Source organism: Trichlorobacter sp., from assembly GCF_034008105.1.
Taxonomy (GTDB): domain Bacteria; phylum Desulfobacterota; class Desulfuromonadia; order Geobacterales; family Pseudopelobacteraceae; genus Trichlorobacter.
Window position 1 is genome coordinate 56966 of sequence record NZ_JAVEPN010000013.1, and the last position, 23392, is coordinate 80357.

At 58.6% G+C, this 23392-nt stretch carries 22 protein-coding genes; 5 read left to right on the forward strand and 17 right to left on the reverse strand.

Going from position 1 to position 23392, the window contains the following annotated elements; translation table 11 throughout:
• Positions 1-137 precede the first annotated feature (137 nt).
• From RBQ93_RS09205 to nrfH, 4 genes are all read right to left on the reverse strand, one after another.
• Complete coding sequence (locus RBQ93_RS09205) at positions 138-1415, reverse strand: diguanylate cyclase (protein ID WP_320371814.1); 1278 nt, start codon at positions 1413-1415, stop codon at positions 138-140.
• A 61-nt stretch (positions 1416-1476) separates the two neighbouring features.
• Positions 1477-3252 carry a M3 family oligoendopeptidase gene (locus RBQ93_RS09210; RefSeq protein WP_320371815.1) on the reverse strand — a complete coding sequence of 592 codons (1776 nt, stop codon included), beginning with the start codon at positions 3250-3252 and terminating at the stop codon, positions 1477-1479.
• 140 nt (positions 3253-3392) lie between these two features.
• Positions 3393-4841, reverse strand: a complete 1449-nt coding sequence (locus RBQ93_RS09215; RefSeq protein ID WP_413818374.1) for an ammonia-forming cytochrome c nitrite reductase subunit c552 — start codon at positions 4839-4841, stop codon at positions 3393-3395.
• A 26-nt stretch (positions 4842-4867) separates the two neighbouring features.
• Positions 4868-5338, reverse strand: a complete 471-nt coding sequence (gene nrfH, locus RBQ93_RS09220) for a cytochrome c nitrite reductase small subunit (protein WP_320371816.1) — start codon at positions 5336-5338, stop codon at positions 4868-4870.
• 275 nt (positions 5339-5613) lie between these two features.
• Here nrfH and RBQ93_RS09225 point away from each other — a divergent pair, with 275 nt between their 5' ends.
• Genes RBQ93_RS09225 through RBQ93_RS09235 form a run of 3 tightly spaced genes read left to right on the forward strand, consistent with a single transcriptional unit; the run spans position 5614 to position 8680 of the window.
• The gene (locus RBQ93_RS09225) at positions 5614-6765 is read left to right on the forward strand and encodes an efflux RND transporter periplasmic adaptor subunit (RefSeq protein WP_320371817.1); all 1152 of its coding nucleotides are present in this window, start codon (positions 5614-5616) and stop codon (positions 6763-6765) included.
• Complete coding sequence (locus tag RBQ93_RS09230; protein WP_320371818.1) at positions 6762-7967, forward strand: ABC transporter permease; 1206 nt, start codon at positions 6762-6764, stop codon at positions 7965-7967. Before RBQ93_RS09225 ends, RBQ93_RS09230 begins: the two co-directional genes overlap by 4 nt.
• A 2-nt stretch (positions 7968-7969) precedes the next feature.
• Positions 7970-8680: an ABC transporter ATP-binding protein gene (locus tag RBQ93_RS09235; protein WP_320371819.1), complete on the forward strand. Its 711-nt coding sequence runs from the start codon at positions 7970-7972 to the stop codon at positions 8678-8680.
• A 141-nt stretch (positions 8681-8821) separates the two neighbouring features.
• Here RBQ93_RS09235 and ric read toward each other — a convergent pair whose 3' ends face one another.
• On the reverse strand, positions 8822-9535 hold the full coding sequence (gene ric / locus RBQ93_RS09240; protein ID WP_320371820.1) for an iron-sulfur cluster repair di-iron protein: 714 nt from the start codon (positions 9533-9535) through the stop codon (positions 8822-8824).
• Between the two features lie 99 nt (positions 9536-9634).
• Between ric and RBQ93_RS09245 the strand changes: the two genes are divergently transcribed.
• Positions 9635-10546, forward strand: coding sequence for a cytochrome b5 domain-containing protein (locus RBQ93_RS09245; RefSeq protein WP_320371821.1), 912 nt, complete (start codon positions 9635-9637; stop codon positions 10544-10546).
• Here the strand turns inward: RBQ93_RS09245 and RBQ93_RS09250 are convergent, their stop codons facing one another.
• The 12 genes from RBQ93_RS09250 to RBQ93_RS09305 form a co-directional block, all read right to left on the reverse strand.
• Positions 10547-10984 carry a PAS domain S-box protein gene (locus RBQ93_RS09250; protein WP_320371822.1) on the reverse strand — a complete coding sequence of 146 codons (438 nt, stop codon included), beginning with the start codon at positions 10982-10984 and terminating at the stop codon, positions 10547-10549. It abuts the gene before it with no gap.
• 19 nt (positions 10985-11003) lie between these two features.
• Positions 11004-12377: a NarK family nitrate/nitrite MFS transporter gene (locus RBQ93_RS09255; RefSeq protein WP_320371823.1), complete on the reverse strand. Its 1374-nt coding sequence runs from the start codon at positions 12375-12377 to the stop codon at positions 11004-11006.
• 23 nt (positions 12378-12400) lie between these two features.
• A complete protein-coding gene (locus RBQ93_RS09260; protein WP_320371824.1) occupies positions 12401-13654 on the reverse strand; it encodes a nitrate/nitrite transporter in 1254 nt (417 codons plus the stop codon).
• A 9-nt stretch (positions 13655-13663) separates the two neighbouring features.
• On the reverse strand, positions 13664-14347 hold the full coding sequence (locus tag RBQ93_RS09265; RefSeq protein ID WP_320371825.1) for a respiratory nitrate reductase subunit gamma: 684 nt from the start codon (positions 14345-14347) through the stop codon (positions 13664-13666).
• Positions 14341-14874, reverse strand: a complete 534-nt coding sequence (gene narJ, locus RBQ93_RS09270) for a nitrate reductase molybdenum cofactor assembly chaperone (protein WP_320371826.1) — start codon at positions 14872-14874, stop codon at positions 14341-14343. The genes RBQ93_RS09265 and narJ overlap by 7 nt, the downstream gene beginning before the upstream one ends.
• Complete coding sequence (narH, locus tag RBQ93_RS09275) at positions 14871-16322, reverse strand: nitrate reductase subunit beta (RefSeq protein WP_320371827.1); 1452 nt, start codon at positions 16320-16322, stop codon at positions 14871-14873. The genes narJ and narH overlap by 4 nt, the downstream gene beginning before the upstream one ends.
• 4 nt (positions 16323-16326) lie before the next feature.
• Complete coding sequence (locus RBQ93_RS09280) at positions 16327-19908, reverse strand: nitrate reductase subunit alpha (RefSeq protein WP_320371828.1); 3582 nt, start codon at positions 19906-19908, stop codon at positions 16327-16329.
• Positions 19908-20384, reverse strand: a complete 477-nt coding sequence (locus tag RBQ93_RS09285) for a hypothetical protein (protein WP_320371829.1) — start codon at positions 20382-20384, stop codon at positions 19908-19910. The genes RBQ93_RS09280 and RBQ93_RS09285 overlap by 1 nt, the downstream gene beginning before the upstream one ends.
• Positions 20385-20552: 168 nt before the next feature.
• Complete coding sequence (locus RBQ93_RS09290; RefSeq protein WP_320371830.1) at positions 20553-21101, reverse strand: hemerythrin domain-containing protein; 549 nt, start codon at positions 21099-21101, stop codon at positions 20553-20555.
• Entirely contained in the window at positions 21101-21556 is a 456-nt protein-coding gene (locus RBQ93_RS09295) for an iron-sulfur cluster-binding oxidoreductase (RefSeq protein ID WP_320371831.1), read from the reverse strand. The genes RBQ93_RS09290 and RBQ93_RS09295 overlap by 1 nt, the downstream gene beginning before the upstream one ends.
• Before the next feature lie 2 nt (positions 21557-21558).
• Positions 21559-21780: a hypothetical protein gene (locus RBQ93_RS09300; protein ID WP_320371832.1), complete on the reverse strand. Its 222-nt coding sequence runs from the start codon at positions 21778-21780 to the stop codon at positions 21559-21561.
• A gap of 83 nt (positions 21781-21863) precedes the next feature.
• A complete protein-coding gene (locus tag RBQ93_RS09305; RefSeq protein WP_320371833.1) occupies positions 21864-22139 on the reverse strand; it encodes a cytochrome c3 family protein in 276 nt (91 codons plus the stop codon).
• Positions 22140-22291: 152 nt separating this feature from the next.
• Here RBQ93_RS09305 and RBQ93_RS09310 point away from each other — a divergent pair, with 152 nt between their 5' ends.
• Complete coding sequence (locus RBQ93_RS09310) at positions 22292-23374, forward strand: sensor domain-containing diguanylate cyclase (RefSeq protein WP_320371834.1); 1083 nt, start codon at positions 22292-22294, stop codon at positions 23372-23374.
• The last annotated feature ends 18 nt before the right edge of the window (positions 23375-23392 follow it).

Below are 23392 nucleotides of genomic sequence, written 5' to 3' on the forward strand. Positions count from 1 at the left end.
GCGGTCCTTCCTTTCATCGGCGCTTGTGGCACCTAGTTATGAGGTAAGCACGGCCTGTGGATAAGTCAAGGTGTGGCTGGTCGAAGAGAGGAGAAAAAACGGCTGCCCGGGTTGGGCAGCCGTTGAAGAAGGTGGTGTCAGGCCGCTACCACCCGGTTGCGGCCGGTATGTTTGGCGTGGTACAGGGCGCCGTCGGCGCGGGATATGACCTGCTCGATGGTTTCACCCTGTTTGAGCTGGGCAACGCCGACACTGATGGTGACGGTGAGAGTCAGCTCTTGATCCTCGGTAGTGAAGCAGGTGGTGGCAATGGTGGCCCGCAGCCGTTCAGCCAGCTTAAAGGCCTGCTCTTCGTCGGTTTCAGGAGCCACCACCAGAAACTCTTCACCACCGTAGCGGCAGGCGATGTCGTAGTCCCGCAGGGCGGCCATCAGCTTGACCGCCAGTTGCGTCAGCACCATGTCGCCGGCGTTGTGGCCGTGGCTGTCGTTCAGTTGCTTGAAGTGGTCAATGTCAAACAGGATGAAGGACAGTGGCAGGCCGGTGCGTACGGAGCGGGCCATCTCCTCCTGAATCCGTCGATAGGCCTCGCGCCGGTTGAGCAGGCTGGTCAGAAAGTCGCGGTTGGCCATCTCTTGCAATTGTTGTTCGGCCCGGTTCAGGTCACCGATGAAGACCCGCGAGATGTAGCGGATGATGGCGTAGATCAGGGCGATGATGGCGAGGGCGATCAGGATGATATAGACGCGATTGATCTTGATCTGTTGCAGCATCTCGCTGGCCGGCATGCTGACGCTGATGCCGCCACGGATGTCGCCCTCCCGATAGCCCTGTTGGGCATGGCAGCGCAGACAGGGCCTGGTGGTGACCAAAGGGGCCATGTAGCGGAAAAAAGTCTGTTTGCCGCTGCCCTCAAAGGAAAAATATTCCTGTTGCCCTTGGGTAAAGGCCTGCAGCGCGGCCTGTTCGAAACCATCGGCCCGGTTGTTGGGGTTTAAGGGGGTCAGGCTGGTGATCTTGAAATGCACAACGCCCTTTTCAGCAGCCAGTTCAGACAGCTCGCGGGTCATCAAGGCCGGGTTCTTGAGCGTGTAGGTTACGCCCTGCTGATCTTTAATCACAACCTTGAGACCGGGAATCTTGAGCAGATAGGGGTTGATCACCGTATCCGGCGTCACCTTGACATAGACGCCGCCATGCTTGGCTGCCCATTCACGGGTGATGACCACCTCTTTGAAAAAGGCCTGCCCCTGTTTGAGCAGCTGGTTCTTGATCAGGGCGTTGGAGCGGTAGCTGAAGCCCCAGAATACCGATAGCACGATCAGGCCGATGATCAGGAAGATGCCGGTCAGATATTTTCTGACAAAATCCGAACTGCGTGACGTCTGATGCTGGTGGTTTGGTTCAGGGCTCATGGTGTCTTTTCTCTGACAGAGGATGCAATCCTTATAGCATTGGCAAGGTAGTCTGCAAGCACTACAGCGTTGTTTTCAGTTCCGCGATCAGGCCGCCCAGGAAGTCATAGCCCTTTTGCCAGAAGCCGGAACTTTCGATGTCGATGCCGGCCAGCTTGGCGGTGTCGGCCGGCGACAGGGCTCCGCCTGACTCCAGCAGCGCACGGTAACCTGGTTTGAAGGCATCACCGGTTTCACAATACTGCTGATACAGCGCCAGCACCAGCAGTTCGGCAAAGGTGTAGGAGTAGCAGTAAAACCGGCTGTGAATGAAGTGGCTGATGTAGGACCAGCCCCAGCTATAGGCCGGGATCATCTCTACGGCGTCACCAAACAGTTTACCGTTTTCCTCCAGCCAGATCTGGCTGATCCGCTCGTTGGAGAGCAGGCCCTGTTGCCGTTCCTTGTGCAGCCGCAGCTCAAAACGGGTCAGTACGGTCTGGCGGAAGGTGGTGGCGATGATATCCTCAATCTTAGCGCACAAGAGCGATTTGCGGACCTCCGGGTCCTGCTCCGTATCCAGCAGCATGCGGGTCAAGAGCATCTCGCCAAACACCGAGGCGGTCTCAGCCAACGGCAGCGGGGCATGGTAGTTCAAGCTGTTTTGCTTCTGGGACAGCACGAAGTGCAGGCCATGGCCGGCCTCGTGGGCGATGGTGGCGATGTCCCGCAGGTTGTTGGTGAAGTTCAGCAGCAGGAAAGGCGGGTCCACCGGCGAGATGCCCATGGCAAAGGCACCCCCCGACTTACCGGGCCGGGGCAGTACATCCACCCGGCGTTCGTCGAAGAAGTCCTGCACGATGGCGCCAAATTGCGGGTCAAATTCCCGGTAAGCCGCCACGGTCAGATCGCGGGCCTCCTCAAAGTCGTACTTCTTCTGCACCTCGGCCACCGGTGCATAGACATCGCAGTTGCGCAGCTTATCCATGCCAAGCATTTTGGCCTTCAGACGGAAGTAATCCTGTGCCAGACCGTAGTTGGCCTCGGTGGTCTGCATCAGATGTTCCACCGCCTCATCGGTCAGTTCATTGCCGATGTTGGTGGGCTGGATGGGTGAACCGTAACCGCGCAGTTCCATCTCCTGGCCATGATCCAGGGCCATGGTGTTGAATACGGTGCCAAAAACCAGGGCATTGCCCGATTCGGCATGTTTTTCCAGGAAACAGGTCTGGGCGTTGTAGCGCACGTCCGGGGAGGGGTGGTGCAGCAGGGACAGCAACTCCTCGCCGGTGAACTCCTTCAGCTCTCCTTCAAACTCCATCTGATATTTGAGTGAGGCGGACAGCTCGTCAAACAGCTTGGTAAAGGCCCGGCTGCCGGTCAGGTCCTTGCGGGTCAGCAGGCGCTCCTCGTTTTCCTGCAGGGTATAGGGCTTGAACCTGCGGATACCTTCCAGGAAATGGACGTAACTCGTAGCATCGGGCAGGCTGCATACCTGACCGAAGAGTTCGTCAGGTAGGTGCATGAGTTCCAGATCAAAGAACAACAGGGTCTGGGACAGGCGGCTGCCCAGTTCTGAGCAACGCTGCGACAGAGCACGATGGACCTCGTTGCCGGAGTCGCTGGCAAACAGCAGGTGGGCGTAGCAGAACGGCTTGGCCATGCGGGTCTGCATCGCCTCATACTGCTGAATGGCCTGCAGGACGGCTGCAGCGTCCAGGCTGGCTAGCTGCTCGAAATAGGTGGCGCGGAAGTCGTTGGCCAGTTGTTCAAAGGAAGATAGATCCGCTTCCAGCTCAGGTGCGTCAGGGGCAGGGTAGAGCAGGGCGGTGTTCCAGGTCAGATCAGTGGTGGTCATAAAAAATGGCAGCTCCTTGTATGATGAGAGAGCTGCCATCTTTCAGTGATTTCACCCTATTTGTCAAGGTTGCTGAGCGTCTGCTCAGCGGGGTGACGGCAGGTGCCGCCACCCCTTTTGGCTGGCTGTTGCGGGCAAGGTTACTTCTGCGGCCCGTAGGGGTCCTTCAGCTCCTGCTCAGGTTTGAACATCAGCTTCTTAACGCCGCGGTTGTTCAGGTACTTGGGCAGTTCCAGATCAACCTTGACCGGCACGTCAACCCCCGCCTTGGTCAGCGCTTGGCGCAACAGGGCCTCTGCCTTGCCGGCATGCATGGATGCATCGCCCAGGATCCGCATCGCCTCGGTGGGGTTGTGGAAGCCCAGGGAGTTTTCGGCCCCAAAGAACAGGTTGCGGTAGAAGCCTTCTTCATAGTGATCTTTGGCCAGATCGTAAAGGTTCTTGTCGATCTGTTTGCCGGCGGCCTGCTGCTTGTGGGTCAGCTCAAACAGTTTGGCCACGGTAGCCAGGGCGTAGCCGGAACGGATGTACTGGGAAGCGGCCCGATCCTGGATAGTAATCACCTGCTGCTTCAACCACTCAGGTGATTCGCTGTGGCATTGCTGGCAGGCCTTGAAGTCGTTTTTGAGCGGGCTCATGATGCGGTGATCGGAGATCTTCTTGCTGCCCACCTTGGTGTAGGGCATGTGACAGTCGGCACAGGAGACACCGGCCATCCAGTGTACGCTCTGGTTGGAGTACATCTCGAATTCAGGGTGGCGGATAAAGGCTAGCTTAAAGCCGGTTACCGCCTGGGTCCACTCGCCGTAAGACTTGTCGCTGCGGATCTTCTTGATGATGTTTTCAATCGGGATATTGCCCATCTTGCTGCCGTCCCAGGGGAAGAACACATCCTGTGACTTCATCTCGGCATCCTTGGGGATAACGTAGGTTACGTGACATTGGGCGCAGACCAGGGTGCGCTTGTCCTGGTTGGCCAGCTTGGTCTGATCGACACCCAGCTTGTCCAGCGCCTTGGTCAGGGTGAAGCCGCGGGAGATCTTCAGGCCCATATCCTTGTTGTTGTGGCAGTCGATACAGGCCACACCCAACTCCTGATGTTCTTTCGGTATCAAGTTGACGGCATCTTTGTACGGCACCGAGAAGTAGCCCAGCTTGTGTTTTTCGGCCAGCTGCGGTGCGTAGGGGGTCTTGCAGGTCAGGCAGGCGCCGCCGCCCTTCAGGCGGGACGGGTCGATTTCGGCCTGATCCTTCATCATATAAACATGGCCGCGGGGCTCGTTGTACTCGATACCGAATCCCCAACCGTTAAACAGCAGGGCGATGAAGGGGTACTCGGACAGCTTGTCGTAGACCTTGCCGCCGTCGTTGCCTTTTTTGTACTTGCTCTTGCCTTCCGGGGTGGGTTTTGCCGTGTCCTTCCAGGTCTCGTACTGCTCAGGGTAGTTCTTGCCCCAGACCGCCGGCTCGATGGTGCCATCCGGAATTTCGGCGATCTTGGCCTGTTCGGCCTTGGGCGGTGCGCAGGCGGTGACCAGCGCCCCACACAGGGCAGCGGCCACGAGTGATGCCAACAGTTTCATTTTCATGTTCAATCCTCCTGGATGCGTATGTGCTAAATCGGTTTGGTTGCTATGGCGCCGGTTCCTGTGTGGGTGACGCGACGGTGGCAGCTCCAGCAATTGCGCGAGGTGTCCATCTGCGAGACCAGCGTGCTGTGGCAGCGGATGCAGTTGGCCTTCAGCACCTTGGCGCCATGCTCTGATATCTTGATAGGATCGGAGATTTTGCCTGAGTTGAAGACGATAACGTCTTTCATGCCGTCGATCGACTTCCAGACGTAGTGTGAGACCAGATTGTCGTTGGGCAGGTGGCAGTCCACACATTTGAAGCGACGATGGGCACCGGCGTGCAAATAGGCGGTATGCTGCGTCTCCATGACGTGACAACTGGCGCAGAACGCCGGTGATTCCGACATGGCAATCAGGTGCGGTGGTCCCAGCACCAGGTACAGCCCCAGGATTGCGGCGCAGATTGCTGCTATCACCGCGATCTGAAGCCGCGTGTTACGAATAAAAATGCCCATCCCTTCACCCCCCTTCGACGCGAAATGTGGTGTGCCTGCATGCAGCTGGCTCTGATACGTTCCACGTGTATACATAACTATTTTTGCCACAGATTTGACTGAAGTCAATTCTTCATAAATTTGTAGTTAAATCCAGCAAGGGAAGGTTTAGTATCGTGGCGATCATCTTTGCTGCCGGTGCGAGCCGGGTGGACCGTATCGAAGACCGTCTGCCTGATGAGGTGCTCCAAAGGTTTGCAGGTGTCTGAGTACCAGTTTACAAAAAAGGGGAAGCTATGAAGTTGTCGGCTCTACAACGACGTACCCTGGTCCTGGTGGCGCTGATCGTGCCGATGCTGCTGCTGTTTGTGTACGTGGCGCTGCGCTCCGGGCCGTTGGCGCCGGTTGCCGTGACGCTGGCCACGGTTCAGTCTGCGGAGATAACGCCGGCATTGTTCGGGGTGGGAACCGTGGAGGCCCGTTACAGTTACCGGATAGGCCCTACCGTTGCCGGCAGGATCAAGCGGGTCGAGGTACAGGTCGGTGATCTGGTGAAGGCCGGTCAGGTGCTGGGCGAGATGGACCCGGTCGACCTTGACGATCGTATCCGGTCGCAACAGGCGTCGATCAAACGTGCAGAAGCTGCGCTGCTTGAGGCTGAGGCTCGCCAGCAGTATGCCGCTGGTCAGGGGCGTCGATATGATGAGCTGCTGACTGTTGGTGCTGCCAGTGAGGAACTGGTGCTTGCCAAGCGCCAGGAACTGGCGATCGCCAATGCGGTGCTGGCTTCTGCACGGGAAGAGACGGTTCGCGCCAGGGCCGAGCTTGCCGCCTTGCAGGCACAACGGCGTAACCTGCATCTGGTCTCACCGGTTAACGGTCTGGTTGCGCAGCGTGAATTGGAACCAGGCACTACGGTGGTTGCCGGTCAGGGCGTGCTTGAGGTGATTGATCCCGCCACCCTCTGGATCAATGTCCGCTTTGATCAGATCAGCGCGGCAGGGATCGTTGCCGGGCTGCCGGCACAGATCGAGCTGCGTTCACGCAAGGGGCAGGTGCTGAAGGGACGGGTGGCCCGTCTTGAACCGAAGGCCGATCTGGTGACTGAAGAGACCCTGGCCAAGGTGGTGTTTGAGCAGGTGCCGGCCCAACTGCCGCCGGTGGGAGAGGTTGCGGAAGTGACAATTGATCTGCCATCGCTGCCGGCTGCCCCGGTGATCCCCAACGCCGCCATCCGCCGTCTGGATAATCGCATCGGGGTGTGGCTGATCAGCAATGGCGATCTGCGCTTTGCGCCTGTCATGCTGGGGGCGACCGATCTCGAAGGACGGGTGCAGGTGCGGGAAGGGCTTGCCGTCGGAGAGCAGGTGGTGATCTACAGCGAGCGGGCGCTTACGCCCCGCAGCCGCATCAGACAGGTAGCACAGATACCCGGAGCCCGGCGATGATCAGTCTTGCCGGACGTGATATTCTCCACGGCTGGGGAAAATTCGTCTTCACCGGTTTCGGTCTGGGTTTGTTGATCGGCGTGACGCTGGTCATGGCCGGGGTTTACCGGGGAATGGTCGCTGACGGCCGGGCACTTTTGGACAACAGTGGCGCCGATCTGTGGGTGGTGCAGCGTAATACCCTGGGACCCTATGCCGAATCATCCAGTGTTTACGACGATCTGTACCGCAGCATCCGCTCGATGCCGGGAGTGGCCCAGACCGCCAACGTGACCTACCTGACCATGCAGGTGCGTAAAGGTGCTACTGATGTGCGCTCGATGGTTGTCGGCGTGGCGCCCGGCATGGCCGGCACGTTGCCGGGCTGGCCGACCTACCTGGTGGCCGGTCGTCAGATGACCCGTGGCCACTACGAGGCGGTGGCCGACCTGGCCACCGGCTTCAAGGTTGGCGACCAGCTTGATATCCGCCGCAATCGTTACACCGTGGTCGGCCTGACCCGTCGCATGGTCTCCTCCAGCGGCGACCCGATGGTCTTTATCCCGCTGAAAGATGCCCAGGAAGCCCAATTTTTAAAAGACAACGACGCCATCTGGCAGAACAGGCGGCGCACCGAGGCCAACCCCTCGCTCAATCGCCCCGGTGTTCCCGGCCTGCTCGATGCCCTGCATGCCTCCCAGAGCAGCAATCCCTATGTCAATGCGGTGCTGGTAACCGTACAGGAAGGTCATGACCCGGAGCAGGTGGCCGAATCGATCCGACGCTGGAAACGGCTGACCGTCTACACTCGCGCCCAGATGGAAGAGATCCTGGTGGGCAAGCTGATCGCCACCTCGGCCAGGCAGATCGGCATGTTTCTGGTGATCCTGGCCCTGGTCAGCGCCACCATTGTGGCCTTTATCATCTACACCCTCACCATGGACAAGATCAGGGAGATTGCCGTGCTCAAGCTGATCGGCACCCGTAACCGTACCATCGCCGCCATGATCGTCCAGCAGTCACTGGCCCTGGGGGTGATCGGGTTTGTGGTCGGCAAGATCAGCGCCACCTTTGCGGCACCCTATTTTCCCAAGTATGTGCTGCTGGTGCCGATTGACTCCCTGATCGGCTTTGCGGTGGTCATGGGTATCTGTCTGCTGGCCAGTCTGGTCGCCATTCGGATGGCGCTTAAGGTTGATCCGGCTGAAGCGATAGGAGGATAACGATGGGGCAGGGCAAGGGTATTCGGATCGAAGGCCTTACAAAACGCTACGGCAGTGGCGATACGGCGGTTGATGCTTTGAAAGGGGTCGATCTGCAGGTGGCGCCCGGCGAGGTGGTGGGACTGGTGGGGCCTTCAGGTTCGGGCAAAAGCACCTTGCTGAAATGCCTGGGGGCGGTGATCGACCCCACTGCCGGCCGGATGGTGCTGGGGGACGAGGTGATCTACGACAACGGCTGGCAGGTGAAGGATCTGCGGGCCCTGCGTCGGGACAAGATCGGTTTTGTCTTTCAGGCGCCCTACCTGATCCCGTTCCTGGATGTGACCGACAATGTAGCCCTGTTACCGATGCTGGCCGGCGTGGCCAATCAGGAGGCCCGTGCGCGGGCCCATGAACTTTTGACAGCGTTGGAGGTGCAGCATCGGATCAGCGCCATGCCCTCGCAGCTGTCCGGCGGTGAGCAGCAACGGGTGGCCATCGCACGGGGGCTGATCAACCGTCCGCCGGTGATCCTGGCCGATGAACCCACCGCGCCCCTGGACAGCCAGCGGGCCCTGGCGGTGATCCGCATCCTCAACCAGATGGCCGAGCAGTACCAGACCGCTGTCATTGTCGTGACCCATGATGAAAAGATCATTCCCACCTTCAAACGGATTTACCACATTCGCGACGGTGTCACCCATGAGGAGACCGGGGAGGGACGGGAGGTGTAGTAGGATGTTGTCTATGCAGAGTCCACAACTGATGCATGCATCCTGATCGACGCGCACTGTTTTACCCATGCCTTTGTACCTCCTTTAATGATTTTGAACGTGTAAACAGGCCGAATTGAAGTGCAGGCACTCCCCACAAATTCAAAGAGTCGCCGCCTTGAGAAAGAGGATGTTGTTCTCCAGATGCACATGTTTGTGGAGATCCTCTTCGAATTCATTCAGCTTCCGATAGGTAAGCATAAAGGTGTTGCAAACGTCATCCGGTAGGCTGAAACCGTTGGCAAGGCCGCGGATTTCATGGATGGCGTCACCGACCTCTTCATGTTCGCGATGAAGCCGGACCAGGGAATTCTTGATCGTTTCACGGTCTTTGGTGTCAGGTTGGTTGCCGCTTATACTTGCGGCTTCCGCCCGCTTGATCGCCGGGAAGCATACCTCTTCCTCCTCCTTGAGGTGCGCAACCAGATCTGTGGCGATCTTCTCGAAAATAACCGCAATCTTGATTACTTCGGGATGGCGCGCACCATGTACTGATGCGATCTTTTGGGTATAGGCGACGATCTGATCATCGTTTTCCTTGAGATACTCATGATGGGTGTTGACAATATAGTCGGCAAGAAATGAAAGCGACCAAGCTGAGTAGTTCTGGCCTCGATCAACCGGTTCAGCTTGTAGCGAAGCCAGTTCATTCATGAGTATCTCAAGCTTGAGCCCCTTGTTGTTACAGGCTTCGGCAAGGGGAGTCTTGCCTCCGCAACAGAAGTCGATCCCATGTTTTTCAAAAATCTCTGCTGCTCGATAATCAGCGGCAACAATTTCGCCGATGGTCGTTTCAGCTGTTGCAGTTTTTTTCATCGCAGTAACTCCTCATTCCCCGTGCTCCTTGCAGCAGGAGCAGTTTGTTGTATGATCGTTCCAGTAGCTACCTTCAGACGCCGGAGATTGACACCTGCCATGAAGCATTCATTGTCCTGCATTATCTTGTTTGTGCTGCTCGTGTTGCCCGCTGTCGGTTGTGCCACGGAAGAGTATGCCCGGCAAACCGGCCTGGCCTGTTCCGCATGTCATCTGGACCCTGGCGGCGGCGGTGAATTGACTGCCGACGGGAAGGCGTTCAGTGCCGAGCAGCATCCTCCGTCGCAGCCGGGCACGATGCCCACGGCTGTAAAAGGCTTCCGGTTGGCGGTCGGTTATCTTCATCTATTGACCGCTATCCTCTGGTTCGGCACCATCCTGTACGTCCACCTGGTGCTGAAACCGGCCTATGCCGCCAGCGGTCTGCCGCGCGGTGAAGTGCGGGTCGGCGTCCTGTCGATGCTGGTGATGGGGCTGACCGGCCTGGTACTGACCTACTACCGTGTCCCTTCCCTTGAGGTGTTGCTGCACACCCGTTTTGGCCTGCTGTTGCTAGTCAAGATTGGGTTGTATCTGGTCATGGTCTCGTCAGCCGCAGTAGTCGTGACGGTGATCGGTCCGCGTCTCAAAAAGAATATACAGGCATCAGCCACGCTGGTTACGGGCGGCGACATGACCAGCGCCGAGCTTAGCGTCTGTGACGGCAAGGAGGGACGGCCAGCCTACCTTGTCTATAACGGCCTGATTTATGATGCAACCGCCAGCGCCCTGTGGAAACAGGGTCAGCATATGGCGCGTCACAACGCCGGCATGGACCTGAGCGAGGCGCTGAAACAGGCTCCCCACGATGAGGATCGTCTACAGCGCTTGCCGGTGGTTGGCAAGCTGCTTGCTTACCGCGCGGAGAAAACTCCGCTGCACCTGCGGGTGTTCTACACCATGGCCTACATGAACCTGACCATCGTGTTTCTGATCGTCCTGATCCTGGCCCTCTGGCGGTGGGGGTGGTGATTAACCCGTCGTCAATTTAGTTTCACAATCCGCCAAGAGTTGCTTCAGCTCCTTCTCTTTCAGCCAGCGCTCGGTCACATCCCGCATGATCGAGGCGCAGCCCTGCATGGTGCCGTCATCGTCGTGCAGCAGTACCATGCTGAACTCCAGCGATACCTGGCTGCCATCCTTGCGAACCCCCGGTGATGAGAGCAGGCCGGTCTTGTACTTGGTTTCACCAGACGCCATCACCCGGTGGTAGCCCTCCCAGTGACGTCCCCGCAGCTTCTCCGGAATAAACAGATCCAATGATTGGCCGATCGCCTCGGCGGCCGTAAACCCCAGGATCCGCTCGGCGCCGGCGTTCCAGTAGCGGATGATTCCCTGCCGGTCGGCAATCAGGATGGCGTCCTGGGATTCGTTCAGGGTTTGCTGCAGGAAGGTTTCAAGCTGTTCCATGATTCGTTCTCCTTTGTTGTCAACAGGGCATCGGGGCGTTCTTGCGGCTGTAATACCACCAGGTCATGAGAATGCAACTGACGTAAAAAATGATGAAGCCGTACAGTGCTGCACTGGGGCTGCCGGTCATGGCCAGCGAGGTGCCGAAACTCTTGGGGATGAAGAAACCACCATAGGCCCCCAATGCTCCTGCAAAACCGAGCGCCGCAGCCGCCTCCTTGGCAGCGTCGACATTGATCTGGGCCTCATCACGTCCGACTGTAGCACGTTGATGCTCGGTCAGGTAGATGATCGGGATCATCCGGAAGGTGGAGGCATTGCCAACGCCGGTCAGGGTGAACAGCAGCATGAACATGACCATGAACATGATAAAGCTGCCGGCGCTCGTGGCGGTTGGCATGGAGGCCAGCACGCCGAAGACCGCCAGCACCATGCCGATGAAGGTCCAGAAGGTGACCCTGGCGCCGCCCAGCTTGTCCGCAATCCAGCCGCCGATCGGCCGGGCAATCGCCCCCACCAGCGGCCCCAGAAAGGCGTACTGGGTGGGATCGATCGCCGGGAACAGCTTTTTGGTGAGCAGTGCAAAGCCGGCTGAAAAACCGATGAAGGAGCCGAAGGTCCCCAGGTAGAGCCAGCACATCAGCCAGTTATGCTTGCGTCTGAAGATCACCGCCTGTTCGCTGAAGGATGCCTTGGCCGATGCGATGTCGTTCATGCCGAACCAGGCTGCGATGGTGGCAATCACGATGAACGGCACCCAGACAAAGCCAGCGTTCTGCAGCCAGAGTTGCTTGGTGATCGCCCCTTTGACCCATAGTTGCGGCTCTCCGCCCAATGAGCCGAACAGGCCGAAAGTGATTACCACCGGCACCAGGAACTGCATGGTGCTGACCCCCAGGTTACCCAGTCCGGCGTTCATTCCCAGTGCGGTGCCCTTCTGGGCCTTGGGGTAGAAGAAGCTGATATTGGACATGCTGGAGGAGAAGTTGCCGCCGCCGAAGCCGCACAGCAGTGCCAAAACAACCATGGTGCTGTAGCTGGTGCCTGGGTTCTGCACGGCAAAACCGATGCCGATGGCCGGCAGCAATAGCGAGGCGGTGCTGATGGCGGTCCAGCGCCGTCCGCCGAAGATCGGCACCATGAAGGAATAGAAGATACGCAGAGTGGCGCCGGAGAGCGCCGGCAGGGCCGCCAGCCAGAACAGCTGGTTCGGCGTATAGCTGAAGCCGATATCCGGCAGTTTCACCACCACCATCGACCAGACCATCCAGACCGCGAAAGCCAACAGCAGAGCCGGTATCGATATCCAGAGGTTCCGGGAGGCAACGGCTTTGCCGTGCTGTTCCCAGAACTGCTTGTCTTCAGGTGTCCAGGTGGTAAGTATGCGTGCCATGGAAGGCTCCTTGTGCTGATCCGTTATTCGAGAATCTCAGCGATTTTGAATTTTTGTGAACCTTTGCGGTTGGAGCTGCTGAAAAACATCAGCACCAGCGACAGGCAGGTCATGGCGAACAGGAACATGAAGGCTGAACTGCGGATACCGGTCAGGTCAACCAGGGCGCCGAACACAATCGGCAGTACAAATCCGCCCAAGCCGCCCATCAAACCGACGATCCCGGAGATCACCCCGATGTTTTTGGGGTATTCGTCGGCAATATGTTTAAACACCGAGGCCTTGCCGAATCCCCAGGCGATACCGACCACAAACAGCAGCGCGGTGAACACCCAGACATTCAGGCCAACCACAAAATTGGCCTGTCCCTGTGTGGTCTTGACCGTAAAGCCCCCCTGGGGCAGCGAGAGCAGAAACAGGCAGACCCATGAGATCCACAGGATGGCGTTGGTTACGGCGTGGGCGCCGACCCTGTCAGAGACCCAGCCGCCCAGGGCGCGGATTACCCCTGAGGGCAGCACAAAGATGGCTGCCACCAGCGCTGCGGTCTGGATCGAGAGGCCATACTCGCTGATGTAGTACTTGGTCATCCAGAGCGACAGCCCGACATAGCCGCCGAACACCATGGCGTAGTACTGACAGTAGCGCCAGACCCGCGGGTCTTTCAGGGCCAGCAATTGATCTCGCATGGTGACCGATGAACCGACCCGGTGAGATGGGTCGGAATAGGTTAGTAGCCAGAAGAGGCCGCAGGTTATCAGCATCGCCACAGCGTACACCTTGGGCACCATCTGCCAACCGTAGGCGGCTACCAGCGAGGGGGCCACGAATTTGGTTACGGCGGCCCCGGCATTACCGGCACCGAAGATGCCCATGGCAAACCCCTGGCGGGCCTTGCTGAACCAGCGTGCCACGTAGCTGATCCCCACTGAGAACGAGCCGCCAGCCACACCTATTAACAGCCCCAACACCAGAAAATGCCAATATTTAGTGGCATCACCGATGGCATAGATCGGCAGTACCGTGCAGAGCATCAATATCAGAAATACAATCCGGCCACCGTATTTGTCGGTCCACATCCCCAGCGGCAGTCTGATCAGCGAACCGGACAGGATCGGGGTGGCGGTCAGCAGGCCAAACTGGGTCTCGTTCAGGTTCAGGCTGATCTTGATCGGAATGCCGATGATCGAAAACATCACCCAGACCGCGAAACAGACCGTGAAGGCCAGCGTGCTGCCGGTCAGGACTGAAAGCTGTTTGTGGGTCTGGGATGCCATCGGCGGCCTCTATTCTTTGCTGTTTTCCGGCAAGGAATGCCAGCGGTACGGAATCGGCGGGTCCTTGAGGAAATCCAGCGGCAGGAACAACAGGTGCACCAGCTTGGTGAACGGCAGTACTGCCAAGAGCAGGAAGGCGCCGGCCACATGCAAGGTAAAGATGGTGGAGATGCCGATCAGATACTCAGGTTGCGGGTTGAGCATCAGCAGCGAGCGCAGGTACGGGGTTGCCGTGGCAGGATACCACTGGGCCCCCCAGCTGTTGGTGATCGCCACCGCAATGCCGCTGGCGGTCTGGAGCAGCAGGAGCAGCAGCGCCAACCAATCAGCCCAGAAGGTAACCTTGTTCAGTATCGGTGCGTTGGCCCGCCGCAGGATCAGGATCAGACAGCCGATCAGCGCCATGATGCCAAGCCCCAGTCCGGTGGCTTCAACCACCAGCAGCCGGGTCGGGTCACCCACCAGCCGGGAGGTGGTAGCAGGAAAGATGACAGCAAACAGGTGGGCTGCCAGCACCGGAATGATGCCGTAGTGCCAGGGATTGATCCCCCAGTAGAGCGCCTTGCGCTCCAGAAACTGGGTTGAGTAGGACGACCAGCGCAGGCGGTTGGTAAACAGGCGATAGGGGGTGACCGCCAGCACCAGTGTCAGGGCCACATAGGGCAGAATCACAAAGACCAGGGTATTCAGCATGACGTCACCTCCTCGCAGTCAGCAGCGCAGATCGCGCCGGTTGCCGCAATGGTATAAGCCCACGGGCAGTCGGAACGCTGTGCAAAGGCCTGTTCCAGCTTGTGCAGTCCTGCCAGCACCTGGCTGCGCAGGAAGGCGGGCCGCTCGTGCTGATCCAGATGGGCCAGAAACCGCAGCAGTATCTCCAGGTGGTCCGGCAGTTCGTTGCTGGCCGGCGTGAAGTCGAAGCGCCGGAATTCACCCTTCAGGCCGATCAGGTAGGCCCCTTTCTTCTGGTTGTCGCCATAGAGGTGATGTCCCAGGTAGGGGGCCAGGGCGGCATTGAAATCGAACAGCGCCACATAGGTCTCCTGCAGTTCAGCCAGCGATGAGCTGGTCACGGTTTCGCCAAACGGAGCCGTCGGCAGCGTCAACCCCCGCTCCTGCAGATGACGGGCAACCACGGCGTAGCTGTCCAGCAGTTCCTGCCGGTCACGGGGATAGGCGATCATGGCGGCGAGCGCCTGATACACGTCGGTTCTGCTCATACGCCACCCCGCGGTGTCTTGAGGACGCCAAAGCCGCGGCCTCCCTTGCGGAGGTATGGTTGCTCGGATTCGCGCTGTTGCGCCGGGATGATACTGCGTTCACGGTAGCTGGCCACGGTGAACAGGCGATACAGCTTGGTGGCGGAGGTTTCGTCCAAGCCGGCCTCGGCCAACAGCGCCGGGTCGGCGGTTTCGCCCAGATTTTTGGCCCGCATCCAGACCCGCAGTGCAATCAGCTTGGCCAGTGACTGCGCCACCACCTGCTGATTACCGCCACCCAGCAGGCTTGCCAGATAGTCGAGTGGCACCCGCAACTGCTCCAGAGCAGGGATCAGGCCGTGTTTCGCCACCTCGTGTAGATCGCCATGCTTAGCGATCACTGGCGAGAGCGACGGGATGTAGTAGGCCATCGGCATGGTGCGGAACTCGGCATGCAGCGGCAGGGCCATCCCCTGTTCCTTCACCAGGGTGTAGGCCGGCGAGTTGCAGGCCGCATCCAGCCAGTGGTCAGGTATGTTGTTTTTACGGGCCGCCTGCTGCACCGCCGGATCGTGGGGGTCAAGGATCAACGCCCGCTGGGCCTCAACCAGTTTGTCGTCAGGTTGTTTCAGTGCCTGTTCCACCCCATCGGCATCGTACAGCAGCACCCCCAGGTAGCGGATCCGGCCGACGCAGCTGTGCGAACAGGCGTTGCACTGACCGGTTTCGGTACGGGGGAAGCAGAAGATGCACTTTTCGGCCTTGCCGGTGGTCCAGTTGTAATAGACCTTCTTGTAGGGGCAGGCACTGGTGCAGAAACGCCAGCCTTTACAGATATTCTGGTCAACCAGCACCACGCCGTCTTCGCCACGCTTGTAAATGGCCCGCGAGGGGCAGGAGGCGGCGCAGGCCGGGTTAAGACAGTGGTTGCACAGCCGGGGCAGATACTGCATGAAGATCCGGCCGTAGTCTTCGATGATCGAGGCGTCGGCCAGGTTCGGGTCGTTGGCGGCATACTGGCCCGAGCCGGATAGATCGTCGTCCCAGTTGGGGCCGCTGGTAACCTCCTCCATCTTCTGGCCGGATATCTGTGAGACGATATCGGCGGTCGGCTGATCATCCCCCTTGGGGGCGCCGTGCAGGTTGGCATAATCCACGTCGAACGGTTCGTAGTAATCGGTAATGGCCGGCATGTTCGGCTGAAAGAACATGTTCAGCAGGGTGGGGCCTTTGCCCAGCCCCTTCAGGCGCAGTTCGCCGCCATCATTGATCCAACCGCCTTTATAATGCTCTTGATCTTCCCAGTTTTTGGGGTAGCCGATGCCCGGCTTGGTTTCGACATTGTTCCACCACATGTATTCGGCGCCCTGGCGGTCGGTCCAGATATTCTTGCAGGCGATGCTGCAGGTGTGGCAGCCGATGCACTTGTCCAGGTTGAATACCATCACCAGTTGAGATCTGACATTCATCGCCTCACCCCCTCAACTTTCTGACCACCACATAGCAGTCGCGGTTGACCCCGGTGGGCCCCCAGTAGTTGAAATAATAGGAAAACTGGGCATAGCCTCCCAGCATCAGGGTCGGCTTCAGGCGGATCCGGGCCAGACTGTTGTGGACGCCACCCTTCTTGCCGGTCTTGCGGGATTTCTTGATGTTAATGGTCCGTTCCGGGGCGTGATACATGAAGACCGACCCCTTGGGGATCCGGGACGAGACGATCGCCTTGCAGACCACCACCCCGTTGTTGTTGATCAGCTCCACCCCTTCGTTGTCTTCAATGCACGCCTGGGCCGCATCCTCATGGTTCAGCCAGACCACCTGGCCGCCGCGGGAGAGGGTCAGCATCCGCAGGTTGTCGGTATATGTGGAGTGGATGCCCCACTTGCCGTGGGGGGTCAGGAAGTTCAGCACCAGACCGTCCTGAGCTCCTTCCTGCAGCTCGTCCAACACCGCAGCAGGCAGTTTGCCCTTGAAGGTGGGCAGCCCTTCGTTGAACGAGGTGTACCAGGGGTGGTCCAGATAGAGTGATTGACGGCCGGACAAGGTGCGCCAAGGCACACCATGCTCCACATTCAGCACATAGGGCGAGTAGGGACGACCGCCATCGACCAGTCCGCTCCAGACCGGTGAATTGTGAAAACGGCGCGGCTGGCGGGTGATGTCATCCCAGCTGATCCGGACATTTCGGCTGCCTTCGGCCAGATGGGCCAACGGTTTGCCGATGCGGGCCTCCATGTTCTGGTAGGCCCGAACGGCCAGTTCGCCATTGGTTTCAGGAGCAAAGGCCAGTAGGGTATCGGCTACGTTCCGCTCATCCTCCAGGTCAATATAGGTTTTGCCACCCCAGGAACGGGTCGGCAGCCTGTTCAGCAGGTCGGCATGGACATCGTCGGCATCCCAGTTGACCCCGTGGGCCCCCAGATGGGCGATGTTGGGACCCAGCGACATAAAGCGGTTGTACAGATTGACGTAGTCGCGCTCCACGATGGCCAGGTTGGGCATGGTCTTGCCTGGTATCGGCTCACACTCGCCCTGTTTCCAGTCCTTCACCCGGCGTTGGGCGATCTCGCCCGGCGTATCGTGCAGCAGCGGGGCGGCAATGATATCCTTGAACGGTTCCGGGAAGTGGGGGGCAGACAGTTCGCTGACCTTTTTGGCGATCATGCTGAAGATCTTCCAGTCGGCCTTGGATTCCCAGGAGGGCGGCACCGCCGCATCCATGCAGTTGACAAAGGAATGCATGTCAGTGGTGTTGACATCCGATTTTTCGTACCAGGTGGCGGCCGGCAGGATGATGTCCGAGTAGACCGTGGAGGTATCCATCCGGAAGTTCAGGTCCACGATCAGGTCCATTTTGCCTTCCGGGGCCTTGTCGCGCCAGACCAGTTCCGTGACCTGGTCTTTGGCAACCTCGCTGGCCGTAACCGTGCTGTTGGGTGCGCCCAGTACATGTTTGAGGAAGTATTCGTGGCCCTTGGCGCTGGCTGAGATGGCGTTGGAACGCCAGATGAACCAGAGGCGGGGGAAGTTTTCCGGCGCATCAGGATCTTCAATGGCAAAACGGGTCTCGCCGCTTTGCAACCGTTTAACCAGCCAGGCCCGGACAGCTGCATCGTCGGTTGCTCCGGCCTCGTGGGCCTGCTGCATCAACCGCAACGGGCTGTCGTTGAAGTGCGGCGCAAAGGGTAGCCAGCCAAGCCGTACCGCCTTGGCATTGACATCGGCCGCATGGGCCGGAATATTTTCACCGGTTTCGGGCTTGAAATAGTCGGTAAAGTTGCGGTCATAGCGCCACTGGTCGGAATGGATGTACCAGAAGCTGGGGGTGTTCTGCAGTCGCGACGGCTTGACCCAGTCCTGGGCCATGGCCACGGCGGTCCAGGGGGCCAGCGGCACAACTTTCTCCTGACCAACGTAGTGGGCCATGCCGCCGCCGTTACGCCCGACGCTGCCGGTCAACAGCAGGGCGGTGATGAAGGAACGGTAGATCAGATCGTTGTGATACCAATGGTTGACACCGGCGCCGGTGATCACCATGTTGCGGCCGGTGCTCTTTTCGCCGTTCTCGCCCCATTCACGGGCGATCTGCAGCAGGGTTTCACGGCCGACCCCGGTATGTTTTTCCTGCCAGGCCGGGGTGAACGGTTTGTCATCATCGTAGCTGGCCGGATAATCACCACCCAGGCCACGGGATACCCCAAACTGGGCCAACAGCAAGTCAAAAACGGTGGTTACCAGTACTTCGCCGTTCACGGTTTTGATGCTGCGGCAGGGTACTTCACGCAGGGCATCCTGCTCACCCTCGTAGCGGAAACAGACGCTGGTTGCCCGATCGCCCAGCAGACTTAAGGCGCAGTCGATCGGCTGGTCGTCCAGCACGTCGGTCATGTCCAGGTTCCAGTTGCCCGGTTTGGAATCCCAGCGCATCCCCAGGCTGCCTTTGGGGATGCGGATGGCGCCGTCCCTGTCCGAGACGCAGAGGATCCATTCACCCTGTTCCATCCCGGCGCTGCGCTCCAGTTCAGAGGCGCGCAGATGTTCGCCGGCCTGCCAGATGCCATCGCGCTGTTCCAGCTTCACCAGGAACGGCAGGTCGGTGTAGCGGCGGGCGTAGTCCTCAAAAAACGGCACCTGGCGATCAACGTAAAATTCCTTCAGCAGTACGTGGTTCAGGGCCATCCAGAAGGCGCCGTCGTGGCCCTGCTCCACCGGCAGCCAGGTGTCGGCAAACTTGCTGGCGATGTTCAGGTCCGGTGACATGACCACTACCTTGGCGCCACGGTAGCGGGCCTCGGTCATGAAGTGTGAATCGGGGGTGCGGGTCTGGGGCAGGTTGGCCCCGCACAGTACGATGTAGGAGGCGTTGTACCAGTCCGCCGATTCGCAGACATCGGTCTGCTCGCCCCAGACCTGGGGTGAGGCCGGCGGCAGGTCGCAGTACCAGTCGTAGAAGCTCATGCAGACCCCGCCCAGCAGTTGCAGAAAACGGGTGCCGGCGGCATAGCTGATCATGGACATGGCCGGGATCGGGGTAAAGCCGATGATCCGGTCTGGTCCATGTTTCTTGGAGGTATAGACCGTGGAGGCGGCGATCAGCTCCACCACGGTTTCCCAATCGGCTCGGCGGAAGCCGCCCATGCCCCGTTGGGAGGTGTAACTGGCGCGCTTGTCGGGATTTTCGACAATACTGGCCCAGGCGGCCACCGGGTCGTCATGCTGTGCGCGGGCTTCTTGCCAACGATCCAGCAGCGCACCGCGCAGGTAGGGATATTTAACCCGCAGCGGACTGTAGAGATACCAGGAGTAGCTGATACCACGCGGACAGCCACGCGGTTCGTGGTTTGGAATATCACCGCTCAGTTGGGGGTAGTCGTTGGCCTGCAGCTCCCAGCCGACAATGCCGTCCTTGACATGCACCATCCAGCTGCAGCCGCCGGTGCAGTTGACGCCGTGGGTACTGCGCACCACCTTGTCGTACTGCCAGCGGTTACGATAGAACTCTTCCCAATCCCGTCCGCCACAGCAGCTCTTGTCTTTGATCCGGTTGTCGGCCATCAGGAAATCCTCCTCTTGTACAGTGCGAATCCGATCAGAAACAGTCCGACAGCACCCAAGCCGGCCAAGGGCAATGACCGGCCCGGCGCCGGCTGGTGTTCCGGCAGCGGCTGGCGGGCAAAGGCAGTCAGATCAGCATATTCCTGGTCGGACAGGGGGTGGGCGGTATACATCTTTTTCATGGCAGGGGCTTCGATGGCCACAATGGCATCTTTGATGACATCGGCACCGTCGGGGGTGAACAGATCGCCCAGGTCACCGGCCATCTTTCCGCCGTTGACGCCCCGGTTTGTCAGGGCATGACAGGCCCCGCAGGGGGCAGCCCCTTTGGCAAAGGGGAGAGAGCCCGAAAAGAGGGCCGCGCCCCGTTTGGCGTCACCCGCCACGGCTGCATCGGCTGCCTGGTCTGCAAACGGTTCAGTGATCATGGTCAGCAACATGATGAGCAGACAGCTTATACCGCACACGAGCTTCATGGCTTCCCCCTTTCGCCTCGGTTGATTGTATCGCGATCATAAAACAATAGTTTATCGCAGCCTTGACCCATGTCAAAAAAACGTTTTTTGCCGGTGAATTAAATAGAAAAAAACCGCCTGCCCCCTAGTGGGGCAAGCGGTCTGAAAAACTGTTTATAACAGGTACCTTCAGCTGATTTCGTACTGTTCGACAATCTGGCCGTAGTGTTGGCTGAAACCTTCCGGTATGCGTTGTTCTGCAGTCTGATAGCGCTGCAGGATGTCTGCACGCATCTCCTCCGGCAGCACCCGTTCCGCCAGGGGGTAGAGCACCGTATCTTCCTTGGCGATATGGTCCTTGAGCAGTTCGGCATAGGCCAGGGCGTGTTCGGCTATTACGGGGTAGCGTTCGCTGCGGCCAGCCTGGGCCTCACGCACCGCTTCCTCCAGCTGGCGTACATGGGAGCGCCCCAGGTCGTGCTCCATCAGCATGGCCGCCACCGGACTGTGCTCACGGGGCATCCCGTTTGCCACCAGTGCTTCGAACAGCACATCCTCCTCCTTGGCATGGTGAAAGCGGTCGGCATACTGACGGATGAAGTCGATGCCATCCAGGTAGAACTGCCAGTTGGTGTACTGACCGGCAGCGGTTTTGGGCGCATTCTGATCCAGCAAGGCGATCATCCGTAGGATCAGTTTATGTTCATCAACCAGGGTTTGCGTGATGTTGGTTGCCATCAGTTCCTCCTTTCACCATCCACACCGATGATTACGGTCTCCACCGGCACCTCCCGGCCACTCTGTTTCACCGCCTCGGCCACCATCATCGACAGACCGCGGCAGCAGGGCACTTCCATGATGGCCACCGTTACGCTGGGGGTGTTGTTGATATTGATGATCTGGGCCAGTTTTTCGATGTAGGGCGCCGTATCATCCAGCTTGGGGCAGGCGATGGCCAGGGCTTTACCTTTCAGCAGGTCGGCGTGCATACTGCCCATGGCAAAGCCGACGCAATCGGCGCAGACCAGCAGTTCGGCATCCTTGAAGTACGGTGCCGTAGGTGGCAGCAGGTGCAATTGCACCGGCCACTGCCGCAGTTCCGAGGGGGCCTTGATGCTGGTGTTGGTTTCAGTTTCGGTACGTTCAATCACGCGTGCCATGCTGCCGGGGCAGCCACATCCCAGATTTCCCATGATTATGCTCCTTTTGTTTTCAGATGGTTGTTTATCTCTTGTTCAATCTTTGCTTCATCTTCTTTGGACAGTCCGTGGATCGAGACCACATCCTTCAGCAGGCAGATGCCCACCTTGCAGGTGATGCAGCCGATGTCAAAGCGGGCGAGGATAGCGCCGATCTCCGGGTGGTTGGTGAGTACGTCCTGTATGGCCTGGTTGCCGAGTTCGTTTGCGAATTGCATGGCTGCCTCCTTGATCGTTTCTGGTATCACCGTAGCGTTGTTTCAGTACTAAATGCATGACGGTGGTCAAATAAAAGACGAAATCAGTCTTTTGGTTGTTCGCCGGCTGTTTGACGGTGGCAGGGCAGGCAGATTTCCTCGCTCTGGCGGCGTTTAAGCAGGCTGTCACGATCCTTGGGCTGGCCTTTGCCCATCAGCTTGTCACCCGGCTTGTGGCAGCCGAAACAGCCCTGGCCGCGCAACGCGGTGTGCATCCTGACCATGGCCGGGTTTTTGCTGTGGCAGACCTTACATTCAAATGCCTCGGCTCGTGATGTAATCAGCAGACAGGTGATCAGGGTGATGATAGGGTAACGCATGACTCCTCCTTGGTCGGAATGTCGCTACGCTAGTACGCTCTATCTGGTGGCGCCATGACGACGGTCAAAAAAAGTTGCAGCTGGAGGGCGTTTCAGTGGGGTGTGATTGTCAAGGATTGTCTGACTACTGATTGTAAGGTATACAGACGGGTATGCGTGCTACTGATCGTGAAACATTATCCGCGCTTGGCAACTACCTGAAGCTGCTCGCCTCAGGGGAGGTGCCCGAACAGGTTCCGGCGGAGCTGGGTTTTGCTGAGGAACTGGGCGCCGTCTGCAGCAGGCTGCGACAGTATCAGGCAGAGCTGGAGCAGCTCAGGCTGAAGCTGGAGCGGGAGACCGCCTTTGCTCGCGTGCTGCAAAACAGCAAGCAGCTGTACAAGGATATCTTTATCAAGTCGGTAACCGGCATCATGATCGTCACCGAGCAGGGCAAGATCCTTGATGCAAACCACGCCGTTGAAACCATGCTGGGCTACAGCATCAACGATCTGACCCGTTACAACCTGTCGGATATCTCAATCCCCGATGGTGAGCAGGATGATGATGAGCTGATCAAAGACCTGGTTGAGGGCAGGCGCACCTATTTCAATATTGAAAAACGGTACGTGCGCAGTGATGGCATCTCGTTGTGGGTCATGCTGACGGTCTTCGCAGTTACCAGTGACTTTGCTACCCCCTACATCATCACCATGCTTGAGGATATTTCCGCCCGAAAATCAGCCGAGCTGCATCTGGAACATGTCAGCACCCATGATTCCCTGACCGGTCTGTATAACCGATCTTATTTTGATTCAGAATTTAACAGGTTACAGAATGGCCTGCAGGTGCCGGTCAGTATTGTCATTGTTGATGTGGATGGCTTGAAACAGGTGAACGACACAGCCGGCCATGATGCCGGTGATTATCTGATTGTCAGTGTGGCAAAAGTTCTGAGTGAGGCCCTGGGGGCAGAGGGTACCCTGGCACGGATCGGTGGGGATGAGTTCTCACTGTTGTTGCCAAAAACCGATGAGGAGGCCGCCCTTCAGGTCATCAGGCGGATCCGCAGCTGTCAGCAACGTTTTAATCAGGCCAACCCCGCCTATGCCGTTCATTTTTCGATGGGCGTTGCCACGGCAAACAGGGGCAGCGATATTCCTCAAACCTTCAAACATGCCGATGCGCAGATGTATGCAGATAAAATGATGCGCAAGGCCGGTGAGCAGAAGGGACAGCACGAAGAGAACCCGTAGCGTTTCGCCTTCCCTGCA

Excerpts from the sequence above, each read along its gene's own strand:
- RBQ93_RS09205 (WP_320371814.1), bottom strand. The coding sequence starts at position 1,415 with ATGAGCCCTGAACCAAACCACCAGCATCAGACGTCACGCAGTTCGGAT.
- RBQ93_RS09210 (WP_320371815.1), bottom strand. The coding sequence starts at position 3,252 with ATGACCACCACTGATCTGACCTGGAACACCGCCCTGCTCTACCCTGCC.
- RBQ93_RS09215 (WP_413818374.1), bottom strand. The coding sequence starts at position 4,841 with ATGAAAATGAAACTGTTGGCATCACTCGTGGCCGCTGCCCTGTGTGGG.
- nrfH (WP_320371816.1), bottom strand. The coding sequence starts at position 5,338 with ATGGGCATTTTTATTCGTAACACGCGGCTTCAGATCGCGGTGATAGCA.
- RBQ93_RS09225 (WP_320371817.1), top strand. The coding sequence starts at position 5,614 with ATGAAGTTGTCGGCTCTACAACGACGTACCCTGGTCCTGGTGGCGCTG.
- RBQ93_RS09230 (WP_320371818.1), top strand. The coding sequence starts at position 6,762 with ATGATCAGTCTTGCCGGACGTGATATTCTCCACGGCTGGGGAAAATTC.
- RBQ93_RS09235 (WP_320371819.1), top strand. The coding sequence starts at position 7,970 with ATGGGGCAGGGCAAGGGTATTCGGATCGAAGGCCTTACAAAACGCTAC.
- ric (WP_320371820.1), bottom strand. The coding sequence starts at position 9,535 with ATGAAAAAAACTGCAACAGCTGAAACGACCATCGGCGAAATTGTTGCC.
- RBQ93_RS09245 (WP_320371821.1), top strand. The coding sequence starts at position 9,635 with ATGAAGCATTCATTGTCCTGCATTATCTTGTTTGTGCTGCTCGTGTTG.
- RBQ93_RS09250 (WP_320371822.1), bottom strand. The coding sequence starts at position 10,984 with ATGGAACAGCTTGAAACCTTCCTGCAGCAAACCCTGAACGAATCCCAG.
- RBQ93_RS09255 (WP_320371823.1), bottom strand. The coding sequence starts at position 12,377 with ATGGCACGCATACTTACCACCTGGACACCTGAAGACAAGCAGTTCTGG.
- RBQ93_RS09260 (WP_320371824.1), bottom strand. The coding sequence starts at position 13,654 with ATGGCATCCCAGACCCACAAACAGCTTTCAGTCCTGACCGGCAGCACG.
- RBQ93_RS09265 (WP_320371825.1), bottom strand. The coding sequence starts at position 14,347 with ATGCTGAATACCCTGGTCTTTGTGATTCTGCCCTATGTGGCCCTGACA.
- narJ (WP_320371826.1), bottom strand. The coding sequence starts at position 14,874 with ATGAGCAGAACCGACGTGTATCAGGCGCTCGCCGCCATGATCGCCTAT.
- narH (WP_320371827.1), bottom strand. The coding sequence starts at position 16,322 with ATGAATGTCAGATCTCAACTGGTGATGGTATTCAACCTGGACAAGTGC.
- RBQ93_RS09280 (WP_320371828.1), bottom strand. The coding sequence starts at position 19,908 with ATGGCCGACAACCGGATCAAAGACAAGAGCTGCTGTGGCGGACGGGAT.
- RBQ93_RS09285 (WP_320371829.1), bottom strand. The coding sequence starts at position 20,384 with ATGAAGCTCGTGTGCGGTATAAGCTGTCTGCTCATCATGTTGCTGACC.
- RBQ93_RS09290 (WP_320371830.1), bottom strand. The coding sequence starts at position 21,101 with ATGGCAACCAACATCACGCAAACCCTGGTTGATGAACATAAACTGATC.
- RBQ93_RS09295 (WP_320371831.1), bottom strand. The coding sequence starts at position 21,556 with ATGGGAAATCTGGGATGTGGCTGCCCCGGCAGCATGGCACGCGTGATT.
- RBQ93_RS09300 (WP_320371832.1), bottom strand. The coding sequence starts at position 21,780 with ATGCAATTCGCAAACGAACTCGGCAACCAGGCCATACAGGACGTACTC.
- RBQ93_RS09305 (WP_320371833.1), bottom strand. The coding sequence starts at position 22,139 with ATGCGTTACCCTATCATCACCCTGATCACCTGTCTGCTGATTACATCA.
- RBQ93_RS09310 (WP_320371834.1), top strand. The coding sequence starts at position 22,292 with ATGCGTGCTACTGATCGTGAAACATTATCCGCGCTTGGCAACTACCTG.